Genomic DNA, 12934 nt, shown 5'->3' on the forward strand with positions numbered 1-12934 from the left:
GGCTGGTAATTTCGCGTCTGCGAAAAGGAAACCAAAGGCTGGGCCTCTTGTTCCGGCGCGCTGGCTTGCGAGCGGCCAGTCCACTGAAGACGATCGCCCTCCGGCCACACGAAAAGACCCGTTGCCGGCATCGCAACGGGCCTCTGGCGGGGCTTGGATGGGACCCCGGATCGCTGGAGGGAGGAGCGATCCGCTCTCAAACCGGCAGGCGGTCGAAATGTTCCCAGCTAAAGCTGCCTTTGTTAGCGCCAGCTTGAGTTCATCAGATCTTGACAGCGCTTTCCCTCGCCCACAGCCGAAGCTTACGGCAGGCCTCGACGAATGACTGCGCCGAGCGATCTGTTCCGAGTTCGATGAGTCCCTCGTCGGCGTCGGCCGCCACTCCCGCGCCCGCGAGGAGGGGCCCCGCGGCGGCGGCGAAGCCGATGAACTTCAGGTGCGCAAAGGCGTCGGACACGAAATCTCGCGCGGCGGCATCCTTGGACAGCATCTCGGCTCCCTCCTCGGAGACGAGCAGCACGACCGCATCGAAGAGAACCGAAGGTCCACCGTCAATCATATGGTTTGCCTCGATCCAGCTGCCATCGCCAGCTTCGACGCCGCCGACCCGTCGCGCGACAATTTCCAGCTTCGCGCCTTCTGCTTTCGCCGCATCCCGCAGCGCATCCAGCAAGCCGGCGTCGATGCCATCGCTGACCAGCACGCCGATCTTTCGACCCATAAAGCTGTCCGGGCCATTGTTGATGATGCTGAGCGCCGGCGATGGCTCGAGGTCATCGCGTGTTGGCAGGGCCGCATCCGCCGGCGAAGGCATCGTCTTGAGGCCGAGCTTGTCGGCGACCGTGGTCGCCAGCGTCTCGTCGATGTTGAGCAGATGCGAGACCATGCGTTCGCGGATGATCGGCGTCTCGACCTTGCTCAATTCGAATGTCAAGGCCATCGCGATGTGGCGCTGCTCAGGCTCGGTCTGACTGTTGAAGAATTGCCGGGCCTGGCTGTAGTGATCGGCAAAGCTTTCGGCCCGCAATCGCACCTTCTGGCCTGTTTCGGCATCGGCAACGGAGCGGAAACCGCGCGCCGGCGATTCGCGCGGACCCTCGCCCCAGGAATTCGGCTGATAGTTGGCGCGGCCGGCCGGGTTGCGCATCGCCATATGACCGTCCTGTTGAAAATGGTGGAACGGACATTTCGGCGCGTTAATGGGGATATGCGTGAAGTTGGGGCTGCCCAGACGTTTGAGCTGCGTGTCGAGATAGGAGAAGTTGCGCCCCTGCAGCAGGGGATCGTTGGAGAAGTCGATGCCTGGGGGCACATTCTGCGTCATGAAGGCGACCTGTTCGGTCTCGGCGAAGAAATTCTCTGGCATGCGGTCGAGCACAAGGCGCCCGACCGGTACCGGCTCGATGACCTCCTCGGGAATGATCTTGGTCGGATCGAGAATGTCGAAGTCGAAGCTGTCGGCGAAATCCTGGTCGAAGAGCTGCACGCACAACTCCCATTCCGGGAAGTCGCCGCACTGGATGGCATTCCAGAGATCGCGGCGATGAAAATCCGGATCGGCGCCGTTGATCTTCACCGCCTCATTCCAGATCACCGACTGCATGCCGAGCTTCGGCTTCCAGATGAATTTGACGAAGGTAGATTCATCGTCGGCATTCACGAGGCGAAACGTGTGAACGCCGAAACCCTGCATGAAGCGGAAAGAGCGAGGAATCGCCCGGTCGGACATGATCCACATGATCATATGCATGCTTTCCGGCGTCAGGCTTATGAAATCCCAGAAATTGTCGTGTGCTGATTGGGCCTGTGGGAAGTTGCGGTCGGGCTCGGGTTTGACGGAGTGGATGATGTCCGGAAACTTGATCGCATCCTGAATGAAGAACACCGGAATGTTATTGCCGACGAGGTCCCAGTTGCCCTCTTTGGTATAGAATTTCACGGCAAAGCCTCTGACATCCCGTGCCAGATCGAATGATCCCTTGCTGCCGGCGACGGTAGAAAAGCGGACAAAGACGGGCGTCTTCTCGCCGGCCCGCTGGAAGATGTCGGCCTTGGTGAATTTGGCAAGCGACTTATAGGTTTCGAAGAATCCGTGCGCGCCGTAGCCGCGCGCGTGGACCACGCGCTCGGGGATGCGCTCATGATCGAAATGGAAAATCTTTTCCCGGAAATGGAAATCCTCGATCAGCGTCGGGCCGCGTTCGCCGATCTTCAATGTGTTCTGGTCGTCCGAAACCGGCACGCCAAGCGCCGTCGTCAGCACCTCGGCATTGCCTTCGGCCAGCTGATGCAGCTCACCGCCATCGCGGCGGACGAGTTTTTGATCGTGAATCTTGGCTGCGGTCTCGGCGTCGGCCGCGGAAGCTTTCTTTGGCATTTTGGTATCCCTTGGATGCTCGCTGGAAGTGACCCCGCCGAACGGGCGATCCGAGGGAATGTTCCAGTTGGTTGGCAGCAAACGTCCGGGACACCAGCTTGCTACCTTGAGGAGCCGCCGATCTTTTCCGGTGCGCCGACCGCGGCCGCGGCATCTCGACTGGAAATCCTGGCCGCAATGCGGGAGGTTCCGCCCGAAGCCCTCGTGGATCCCGGCTACGAACACCAACTTCGCAAGCGAATCGACTCGCGCCAGAAAATTCGAACGAATAGATCTGAACGTTTTGCATCAGACCCCGCACTTGGCCGTATCAACTGTGCTCTAACCTCAGTAATCACGAAACAAATCGGATCGCAGGTCCTATAGTGGAACATCCCAAGGAATTTCTTGTTTGAATCATATCGCAATCAGGCGATCAAACAGGAGACTTCCCCATGATCAGACTTCTCTCGGCTTCGGCTCTCGCGCTTGTTCTGGCCACGTCCGCAATGGCGCAATCCAGCAACTCCGGTGGCGGAACCAACGGCACCGGTGCGACGACGGGCACCAATGGCGCCACGACTGGCACCAACGGCATGAACAACAACGGCAACACCGGCACGATCGATCCGAACGCCACAAACAGCACCACGTCGAAATCCGGCGGGCTCGGCGACCGCTGCAAGGATGCAGCCGGAAACGAGGTAAACGCCAACACAGCCAGCGGCAACACCGCTACCGACATGCAGAATTGCAACAAATAGTTTCCGCGTCTCCAGTGGCCCATCCCTCCAAAGGTGGGCCTTATCTTTCACGATCTGCCGGTCGACGCGTTCCGGCTCACATGATGACAATCGTGCCTGAGCCGGAATATTGGCGGCCCAGCCACGAGGCCGCGACGAGTGATGCCAGCTTGGCCTTCATAGGCCGAGCGTCTGAGTGCTGTCGGCGGGTCGAGCAGCTTCAGCGAACAATTCCGCGGCAGCTTGGACCTTATCGGCCGCTTTCTCGATCCTATCGAATCGCTTCGGCACGCGATCATGCAACATCTGCAGTCGGGCATCATGGTAAAGCAAGCTGCGCAGGTGTCCGTCAGAGTTCAGCGGCTCGAACAGCATTGTCATGGCGGCAAACCCTAGTGTGTCGGGACGATCTTCAGCATCCGGCGTTTGGCAGCCGCGCCTGCCCGGCTCGTATGCGGCTACACGAGGTCGCGAAGTCCTATAAGGACAATGAAGGGCTTTGAGTTTTTGGCGAGTGTTTGCCTCAACCACGCTCGCTAGTGATCCGCGCATCCGGATCCAGTTCGCGGTGCTCGCGACTCGGCTGGGTGGGACAACTGCCAGGCAAACTGGCCGCGGCGGCCAACGAGGCTCACGGATATCCCGGCGAATATCCGGATTGGAACGGTCAATATCGTCGGCAGAAAAGCGTCCGAAAGGGCCGTCGGCGGCTCCGTCGTGGGAACGAAAAATGAAGAGAGCAGAACTTTCGTGTGCGATTTTTGCACACGGACTCCCGCAACTACCTGATAATACTTGTGTATCCGCCCCATCCATCCTTGGTTCGATGATACCTCGGGCATAGGAGTAGCCCAGCGCATCACTCAAGGAAACGAAGGCGGTATTGAGGGAATTGACGTGCACGACGGGCGTGAAGAAATCCACGGGAGCGCCTGTCTCGTCAGCCTGGAAATACTCTTCGTCGGGTAAATGGGCTTGGCGCTCCATTTCGCGCCTCAAGTCGACGCGGCACCGAGCGTAGGAAGCCAGAGCATCGAATCGGAGGAGTGTTAGCGGCTTCATCTCAAAAGGGCGGGCAGATGTTGGAGTGATAGACGGGTCTTCTTTTGCAGGCGTAATCGAGCATCATAGATGCCTGAACGCAACGGCGTGGCCTCACGCCGGTGGCACCAGCAAGGATCCTGATCCCGCGCGACAAGCGCGCCGGGTCACCCACGGCTTCGCTGAAATCCTCAATGGCTAGGACTTCGTCGCGACTCGAGCGAAGGTGCGCTGATACGCCGATCGACTTCTGCGGGCGAATTCCCCTCGACTCATTAGAGTTCCCTGATGTCGGCATCTGGCACGCGGCAAATCTGATCTCAACGTCCGACATGCGGCGCATTGCTGCCGCCAGCCGGCAACCGCTACGAGGATGAGGAAGGACAAACGGTCGCTGGAAGGCGCCAGGCCACTGTTCACTTGCTATGCGTTGGAATGTGCATATATTGTGCATATAAGAGGTCGAAGATTTGCCATGGCCAACGCACAGCTCGCACATTCCACCGCGATCTCAGGCTTTGTCGATAGCCTTCAGGAGCCGCGCACGCCCTATATCTCGCCGAAGCGCCTGTCGCAGGCGCTTGGCGTGAAGGTGGCCAATTTGGCACAGTTGACCGGGGTTCATCGCAACACGGTCCGCAATCCCTCATCGGAGCGCCTGCAGGGCCGGATGCGCGAGATGGTCAAAGTGATCTCGGCCGCGACGGAGCTCACCGGCGACGTCGACAAGGCGATCTACTGGTATCGCAACGAACCGATCGCCGACTATGGCCATCGCACGGCGGCCGAGCTCGTCGCCGACGGCCAGGTCGAAGCAGTCCTGGCCTTCATCCGGGATATCGAGAACGGGGCGCCTGGGTGAAGGTCACCCGCGTCGGACCGGACGAGATCTTCCATCGCTATCTGACACCCAAATGGGCTTTCCTGCCCACCAGCGGTGCAGGCGCAGCGATCGACGGCGGTCGTTTTAACCGGCCAGGCGTCGAAGCGCTTTACCTGTCCCGTTCGTCCCAGACGGCTCTTGATGAATACAAGCAGGGTGCCAGCATCACCCCGCCTGCCACCCTTGCGGCTTACAAGATCACGCTCGCCGAGGTGGCCGACCTTTCGCAGGGATTCGACCCGGACATCTGGGACAGTGCCTGGAGGGAATGGGATTGTGCCTGGCGCCAGATCGCTCGCATCGACAAGAAAATCCCGCCATCGTGGAAGCTCGCTGACCTGATCATCACGGCCGGGCTTCGCGGCATCCTGCTCCCGTCGCTGCGCCACGCCGGCGGCACCAATCTGGTGGTCTTTCCGGCCAATCTCGTCGACGGCGATCATGTCGCGGTTCACGATCCAGATGACCGGCTGCCGCACGACCCAGTCGTCCTGGTCCTGAGGCATCGATCGTCTCTGTGGTTGCAACGCGAAAACGCCCCGCTCACGACACCTGGTCCTCAACAACATCGTCCTCGCCCTCCCCGTTAGCAAACCCAGCCGGAATATCGCCGGCCAGCAGCTTCTCCTTCGAGAGCAGGCCGGCATCCTCGAGCGCCTCGAAATCCGGCAGCTGGCGCAGCGTGTCGAGCCCGAACTGCGACAGAAAATTTCTGGTCGTCACATATGTATAAGGCGCCCCCGGCTGCGGCGAGCGCGGTCCCGAAGCGATAAAATCCTGCGCGCGCAGCACGCCGATCAGGTCGCGCGACACCTCCTTGCCGAAAAAGCTCGACAGCTCACCCCGGGTGATCGGCTGGAAATAGGCAATGCACATCAAAACCAGAGCCTCCGCCTGCGACAGTTCTTTTGCCTCTTTTGCCGCCTCCCCTGCGGCTATACCGAAGGCGGCGTGGATGACGTCGCCAAAGACTTTTTTGGTCCGGTGCTGCCAGCCGCCAGCGACCGCGACCAGCTCGTAAGGGCGGCCGGCGAGCTCGGCGCGGATGTCTTCGATGATCAGCTCGATGTTGCAATTCTTCCCCACCACCCGCGCCAGCACACTGCGTGTCACCGGTTCATTTGCGGCAAAGATCACCGCTTCGACGCGGCCCATCCATTCGCGCCAGCGCAGTTCCGGCGGCAGGTGCTCGAGCTCGTTGTCCAGTAGCGCCGGTTGATCCTTCGGCTTGCGGCGGGCGGACGCTTCGCTCATCGTTAGAGCCCGAACAGACGAAAGGTGGTGCGGCCGGAGAGCTCGCGCACGGCTTCCAATTGTTGCAGCCGATCGAACAAGCGCCGCGCCGCAAAGCGCGACAGGTTTTTGGTCGTCAGCGATCCCGAGACGGCGTCTTCACTGAGCAGCAGAAAGATTATGTCGCCGGCGCCCTTGGCGCGCAATTTTGGTGCGATGGCGATGAGCCTTTCGGCGCGGCGCGACAGCTCGGCGGCCAGCCGGCAGGCGTCTGCCCCCGCCGCCACCAGCGCCAGGCAAACCGCCCGCTCAAAATTCTCGTCCCCGGGTCGGATGCGCCTGCCGCCGGCCTCGCCGCGAAAGACCGAAGCAAAAACCTGAGCCATCAGCAGCGGCAGCGGCCGCGGCCAGCGCAGGCTTTGTGCCAGCACGAGGTCAGCGAGCCACCAGGCAAAAAGCTCGCAGTCGGGCCGCATGGCGACGACGTGAGCGGCGATCGCCGCGGCGGCGAACGGCGCCGGCCGTTGCGACTTTGCCAGGTTATCGACCTCCGCGCAAAGCGCCGCAAGCGCGGCACCGTCCCAGCAGAGTCCGAGCATCTCGACGATCCTGGCGAAACGATCGGCGGTGACGGGCGGCTGCCCGGCCAGCTGTCGCCAGGCGCCAAGGATGGCGCCGGCGGGACCGGGATCAACGCCGACCGGGCGCAGGTGCCAGGCGTTGCGCAGGGCGGCCGCATCCTCGGTGCGGCCGGCGAGCCTCATGCTGGCGGCGGCACAGCGAAGCGCCAGGCGCTGCCGCCAGGCGCCGGCCCAGCTGGCTTGAGCGCGGGCCAGCGTGTCGAGCGCGGCCAGGGCGGCGCCGGCCTGGAAGGCGGCGTCGGCGTCGCTGGCAGCGCCGGCGGCGAGCGCCCAGGTGGGCACGGTCGGCGGCGCGGCGGAGCTGGCGGTCGCGGGATCGAGTCGAATCATGGTTTTGGAGGGTAAATCGGCCGTGCGCTTTGCGCCATCGTTTTCGCGCCAAAGCGCACAGCCTGTCGGGGCGACAAAACGAATGATAATGTTGCATTATCGTTCGCCCCAAGAAATAATGAATAGAATTCGTTTGTACACTCGTACAACCGAATTCATCTTACTGGCTACGCGGCAAATTCCATGCGCCTGTCGCGTTTCAGGGCAAATCTTTCTTTTATTAACCTGAGCAACCCTGCACCGTTACCAATAGTGGGTCGGAAGTGCTGGAATGCTGAATCGGGCGTTACGGGCCGACGTAGATACGCAAACGCCGTTTGGCTGAGGGATGGGGGGAACATGACGGACAGCTCGCAAACGCGGTTCGAACAAGGTACCCTGCCATGCGAAGCAGGAATGGACTGCTCCTAGAAACACCAGCAGGAGGGTAGTCAGCCGCAAAGGCAGTCGTGACCCTCTGCCTTCGGAGGACATCGGCCAGACTCTTCCTCAAAATGGAATTTCGACTATTTAAGCCGCGCTCCGTCGATAGCAAAAGAACGCCTCGTCGATAGTGGGTGTTGCGATGTAGCGGTCTCCCGCTACCAATATGTCAATAAGATCAATCGGTTAAGCGGACATCCGCTACCGCCAGCCCCACTCAGCTATCCAAGAGATGGGCGGGCCCGGTCAAAGCTTATAAGTTTCAACGGGGCCGTCGTACAAGATCGACCTGGCGATGCGGCGAGCGACGTTCATTCGCAGATAGCCATCACTGACAAGCCCACCGAGTGCTCGGGCGATTGTCGCGTTGCCGCCCAATTGGCGCAACGCGTATCGATCGAGGGCGGGCAGGCATTAGCTACATTTTGCGGCCCGGTCTCTTCTTAGCCGCTTATGCTGTCTGAAGACGAGGTTGAGGCGACCATCTTGGGTCTTCGCTATGCAGACCAGCATGGTGACGATGTTTGCAGACAGCCTCGGCGTTGGCGAAAATCAGTACCGTACTGTTTCCGCCCCAGATGCCATACTCAATGATATCCAGCGCGAGTTCATCACGCACGAGTCTCATCCTCAACTCTTGTCAGCTGCGCTTGCGCCCGGACCTAGCACGAACCACCAATGAGCGAGGATGCCCACGCCCCAGCCCAGCAGGACCCACAGAACCCAGTAGGGCTGCCCCGTCCATAGGTTGATGGCGAAAAGCAGCACTATTATCGGAACAAACACCACGGCGTGGATTTGAAATCCAAGCCTGCGCTCTGATCGGCTGGCATGCATCATGACGCACTCCCAAATGTTGGTTACAAAAACGCGCGTCGCCTAAAGGACACGCCATGGCTGCAATGATGGCCCACATCCAGACTAGGCTCTTTGCAGTTTTTGCTGTCTTGTTGATGTGCCTTGCGGTTCCAGTTGGAGGTAGGCAGAGGGGCGCCATGCTGAGCGAAATAGTCCATGATGACAGGCTGGAAAAAGTGTCGGGCACCTCCGCTTCTGCCGGCTGGTACGCCGTCATCGTTCTGTGCCTGGCGCTGCTGGTGTCTTTCACCGATCGGTTGGTCATCAATCTCGTCGTCGATCCGATCCGCGCGGAACTGACGCTGACGGATTTCGAGATCAGCCTGCTGCAGGGTGCCGGATTTGCCGTGATCTTCGCCCTGGCAGGCGTGCCATGCGGCCGGCTCGCCGATTTTGCCAACCGTCGCAATTTGATCATGGCCGGCATCACACTCTGGTCGGCGGCGACGATCGCGTGCGGCTTGGCCGCCGACTTCTGGAGCTTTTTTGCCGCGAGGGTGGTGGTAGGCCTCGGCGAGGCAGCGCTGATCCCGGCAGCTTCGTCGCTCATCATCGACTGCTTTTCGCCCCACCGTCGCGGCCTTGCGCTCGGCACGTTTTCGCTCGGCGCGACATTCGGCACCGGCACGGCGCTGTTCGTGGGCGGGATGGTACTGACCTGGAGCTCGGCGGGGTTGCTGGAGCCGATCGCGCTGATCGGGCCGCTGGCGCCGTGGCGGCAGCTGTTCGTGTTGGTCGGGGCTCCGGGCCTGATGCTGCTGCCGTTGCTCCTGCTCGTCCGCGAGCCGCAGCGCCGGCACAGCTCGGGTCTGCGACCGCTTGCGGGCGTGCTCCGCCAACTGGTCGCCGACAACGGCGCGGTGCTCAGGGTGTGCCTAGTCAAAGGGGCGCTCGGCATTGGTGACTACGCTCTGATCTCCTGGCTGCCGACGCTCCTGCAGCGCACGCACGGTATGACCCCGTTCGAGGCGGGCGGCCTTGTCGCGCTGTCGATCACGACCAGCGGGGTCGTCGCATCGCTTGCCGGCGGCGCGTTGTCGGATTGGGTCGTGCGGCGCTGGGGCGTGCCGACCCGCGTCGTCCTGCTGCTCGGTTGCTACACGCTGACGATCGCCGGCGCATCGACCACGTTCTTTGCTGCCACCGGCCAGCAGGCAGCACTCGCCTTTGCCATATGGGCCTTCGGTTCGATAAGCGGCTATGTGATCGGGCACGTCGTCATGCAGGAAAGTGTGCCCAACGAAATGCGAGCCACGACGATCGCGCTGTCGCTGACCGTCACCGCGCTGCTTGGAATCGGGCTCGGTCCATCGCTGGTCCCGCTGGTGGCGGAACATGGTTTTGGCGGCGGGGCAGCAAGTCTACAAGCCTCCATGGCTACAGTCAGCCTGGGAGCCGCGCTACTAGCCTTCATTGTCATTTGGCCGCCAATCCGGAAGGGTATAGCCGTGTTGCGCCGGCCAACGGCGGGCGAGGCACCCTGACGCCGCGTCAAAATTTCGGGCGCAACGCCAGTAGCGCTTGCGCCTGTTTCAGGTCGCCAGTCCAGAACCCTTCGGTGAAGCGGTCCAAGCAAGAAGCGAGCATCTGTTCGGCCTCGTCATTGCCTCCATGCCGGCGCCAGAGCTTGACCATGCTCATGGTAGAGCGAAGCTCCCAGGCGAGTGCGTAGTCCCGCCGCGCCAGCTCGATCGACTCCAGATAGCACGCGAGGGCTCGTTCCCATTCGTGGGACTCCTGGAAGCGGATGACGTTGCCCTTGATGCGAAGGATCTCCGGGATGCCGACAATCTGGCCGCTGTTCCTCGAGAGGGCGATCGCCTCGTCAATGGCCGCGAGGCCGCCTTCGAGATCGCCTTGCCGCGCCAGTGCCTCGCCATAATTGGTGAGATAGTTGGGGTAGCGCATGCGGAAGCCGCCATCCCGCACTTCTGCCAGGGTCTCGCGGAACGCCGGCAGATCAATGGGTCGACCCGTGTAGAGGTTCAGCCGTGCATGGGGTCCCGCTGCCATTGCCCGCCAGATGGCGAGGCGGTGCCGCGTCGCATGTTCGACGCCGCGCTCGAGATAGCGATACGCGGCCTCGTAGTCCCGCACATACATGGCGATGATGAGCGAGCAGTGCAGCAGCGCGTAGCAGAGCGACACGGCATAGTTCGACGTCTCGGCATCCTCGAGCTGGCGCTTGGCTGTCTCGACGGCCTGATCGGCAAGTCCCTGCAGCCACAGCACTGTCGCCAGCGAGCCGCGTGCGGTGAGCCGCTGGTCGAAATCGAACCGTGCCGCGTCCGGACGGCGATCGGTGATCGCCGGCTTGTGTACGATACCTTGCAGCCGGTTCCGGGCTGCCCCTAATGCGCCGAGCCACGATAGCGCGGAGCCGGCCTGGGCATCCGCATCACCGGCTGCAGCCTTCTGTCCCTTGCCTTCCAGGGCGCGAATTTTCTCGGCAACGGCCATGGCCGATCGGGAATCGCCGGTCCAGAGCTCGTATTCGGAGAGCCCACGAAGGCATTCGAGCTCCATGTCCGTATCGCCCAACTGTTCGGCGATGCCGAGCGCCTTGCCGAGCGCGTCCTTCACCCGCAGCAACGGCCCCCGCGCATGCAGAAGGGTAGCGCCCAGCGTCAGATTGAGCAGTAGCTCGTCGCGTACGCTTCGATGTTCGGCGAGGCCATCGTCGAGAGCCCGTTCGACGGCGATCCGACATTCTTCGATCAGCGACATCTGCTTGCCGAAGGGAATGGACGCCACCGTCAGCTTCACACTCAAGGCGTTGCTGTCCGGGTTCGAGAAGGTCCAACGCAGCGCCCCGCGCACATCGTCGACCTTGCCGGCGTACTTGGCTACCCACTCCGCTCGAGGGAGCCGCTCGATGTCATCCTTGGCAATGGCGAGGAGGTCGAGGCAGTGCTCGGCGTGACGTCGCCGGATTGCGTGGAGCTCCCCGCTTTCCGCCAGTTTTTCCATGGCGTAGGCGCGGGTCGAGTCGAGCTGCCGGTATTCCATTTCGAGGCCGCGAAACTCGGCCGAGATGAGCGATTTGGAAATGAGTTGAGAAAGATCGGCAGTCACGGCGCCCCTGCTCGCCCCGTCGTCCATGGCGATGGCGCAGGCGGAGTCCAGGCTGAATATACCGGCGAACGCCGAGAGCCGACGCATCAGCTGCTGTTCTCCCTTGGACAAGAGGGCATAGCTCCACTCGATGGTCGCCAGCAGCGTGCGGTGCCGCTCCGGTCCCCCGCGGCGAGTTTCAAGCACACGGAACCGATCGTCCAAGGCGCCGAGCAATCCACGGACACCCAGCGTGCCGACATGCGTGGCGGCGAGCTCGATAGCGAGCGCCAAACCGTCGAGCCTCCGGCAGATTTCGGCCACTGCCGGTGCATCCCCGTCGCCCAGGCTGAATGTTTCGTCGCGGTCCACGGCGCGGTCGACGAAAAGCTGAACTGCCGGGTAGCTGAGCGCTTCGCCGGCGCTGAGTGCGCTCGATGCCGACGGCGCGGCGAGACCGGGCAGCCGACGGACGCGCTCACCCTTGATGCGGAGCGGCTCGCGGCTCGTCGCGAGAATACGGAGATTGTCCGCGCCTCTGGCGACGAGATCGACGCAGGAGGCCACCCCATCGATGACATGCCGCAGCTATCGAGGATCAGCAACATGTCCCGATGGCGCAGATATTGGCGGAGTGCCTCGAGCATGTTCTCGGAATGCGCCGTGAGCCCGATAACGGTCGCGACGGCATTTGGCACGAGGGCAGGGTCGGTCAGCGTCGACAGGTCGATGAACCACACGCCGTCGCGAGTGGTGCCGAGCGTCTGCTCGGCCAGCGCGAGGGCGACGCTCGTCTTGCCGATGCCACCAGGGCCGACGATTGAGACTATGCGCGCCGCCCGCAACTGGGCTCGGATGGTCTCGATAGCCGAGTCACGGCCGACGATACGCGTGGTTGCGGCGGGCAGATTGTGCCGGACTGGCGCTGCATTCGTTGGTGCTGTCGCCCAGTCGGGTAACCTCAACGTTTGGACCGGCCCGATGAAGCGGTAGCCACGCCCGACCACCGTCGCGATGTATTGCGGTGACGCCATCTCCTCATCGAGCGCCCGGCGCAGGGCGTTCATGTTGACCTTGAGGTTGCTTTCGTCGACGAATAACTTGGGCCAGACCCGCGCTATGAGCTCACGCTTGCCGACTGTCTCGCCTGCTTGCTCGACGAGCACGGTCAGGATGTCGAGGGCCCGGCCGCCGATCCGCACGGGCTGACCATCGCGAAGCAGCAACTGCCGCTCCGGCACCAGCCGAAACGGCCCGAAAGCGTAGGATCGGTCAGCGCTTCCGCCCGCCAGACTTTCGGCCATGCCCCCTCCATACTGCCGGACTTGGCAGCAATCTAGCACAGCCGATGCCGGGTTTAACCGCACTTAAC

11 protein-coding genes are annotated in these 12934 nt (G+C 62.1%); 4 read left to right on the forward strand and 7 right to left on the reverse strand.

Annotated elements, in window-relative coordinates; genetic code table 11:
- Positions 1–262: 262 nt before the first annotated feature.
- On the reverse strand, positions 263–2377 hold the full coding sequence (katE, locus tag AC0L2L_RS03310) for a catalase (protein WP_473576163.1): 2115 nt from the start codon (positions 2375–2377) through the stop codon (positions 263–265).
- A gap of 434 nt (positions 2378–2811) precedes the next feature.
- On the opposite strand from katE, the gene AC0L2L_RS03315 reads away from it, so the two are divergent.
- Positions 2812–3120 (forward strand): hypothetical protein, encoded by a 309-nt coding sequence (locus AC0L2L_RS03315; protein ID WP_473576164.1) that lies wholly within the window; start codon positions 2812–2814, stop codon positions 3118–3120.
- 156 nt (positions 3121–3276) lie between these two features.
- Here AC0L2L_RS03315 and AC0L2L_RS03320 read toward each other — a convergent pair whose 3' ends face one another.
- Positions 3277–4086: a hypothetical protein gene (locus AC0L2L_RS03320; RefSeq protein WP_473576165.1), complete on the reverse strand. Its 810-nt coding sequence runs from the start codon at positions 4084–4086 to the stop codon at positions 3277–3279.
- 529 nt (positions 4087–4615) lie between these two features.
- Between AC0L2L_RS03320 and AC0L2L_RS03325 the strand changes: the two genes are divergently transcribed.
- A complete protein-coding gene (locus AC0L2L_RS03325) occupies positions 4616–5002 on the forward strand; it encodes a hypothetical protein (RefSeq protein WP_473576166.1) in 387 nt (128 codons plus the stop codon).
- Complete coding sequence (locus tag AC0L2L_RS03330) at positions 4999–5613, forward strand: RES family NAD+ phosphorylase (protein WP_473576167.1); 615 nt, start codon at positions 4999–5001, stop codon at positions 5611–5613. Before AC0L2L_RS03325 ends, AC0L2L_RS03330 begins: the two co-directional genes overlap by 4 nt.
- On the opposite strand, the gene scpB is transcribed toward AC0L2L_RS03330, so the two are convergent.
- The 3 genes from scpB to AC0L2L_RS03345 form a co-directional block, all read right to left on the reverse strand.
- Positions 5567–6277 (reverse strand): SMC-Scp complex subunit ScpB, encoded by a 711-nt coding sequence (gene scpB, locus AC0L2L_RS03335; protein ID WP_473576169.1) that lies wholly within the window; start codon positions 6275–6277, stop codon positions 5567–5569. The genes AC0L2L_RS03330 and scpB overlap by 47 nt on opposite strands.
- 2 nt (positions 6278–6279) lie before the next feature.
- The gene (locus tag AC0L2L_RS03340) at positions 6280–7227 is read right to left on the reverse strand and encodes a DUF1403 family protein (RefSeq protein ID WP_473576171.1); all 948 of its coding nucleotides are present in this window, start codon (positions 7225–7227) and stop codon (positions 6280–6282) included.
- A gap of 1053 nt (positions 7228–8280) precedes the next feature.
- The gene (locus AC0L2L_RS03345) at positions 8281–8490 is read right to left on the reverse strand and encodes a 2TM domain-containing protein (RefSeq protein ID WP_473576173.1); all 210 of its coding nucleotides are present in this window, start codon (positions 8488–8490) and stop codon (positions 8281–8283) included.
- Positions 8491–8645: 155 nt separating this feature from the next.
- Between AC0L2L_RS03345 and AC0L2L_RS03350 the strand changes: the two genes are divergently transcribed.
- Positions 8646–9992, forward strand: coding sequence for an MFS transporter (locus AC0L2L_RS03350; protein WP_473576174.1), 1347 nt, complete (start codon positions 8646–8648; stop codon positions 9990–9992).
- 7 nt (positions 9993–9999) lie between these two features.
- Here the strand turns inward: AC0L2L_RS03350 and AC0L2L_RS03355 are convergent, their stop codons facing one another.
- Both AC0L2L_RS03355 and AC0L2L_RS03360 read right to left on the reverse strand, forming a co-directional pair.
- A complete protein-coding gene (locus AC0L2L_RS03355) occupies positions 10000–11670 on the reverse strand; it encodes a winged helix-turn-helix domain-containing protein (protein WP_473576631.1) in 1671 nt (556 codons plus the stop codon).
- Positions 11670–12866, reverse strand: a complete 1197-nt coding sequence (locus tag AC0L2L_RS03360; protein ID WP_473576176.1) for a winged helix-turn-helix domain-containing protein — start codon at positions 12864–12866, stop codon at positions 11670–11672. The genes AC0L2L_RS03355 and AC0L2L_RS03360 overlap by 1 nt, the downstream gene beginning before the upstream one ends.
- Positions 12867–12934 lie beyond the last annotated feature (68 nt).

The organism is Mesorhizobium sp. WSM4832 (genome assembly GCF_055811115.1).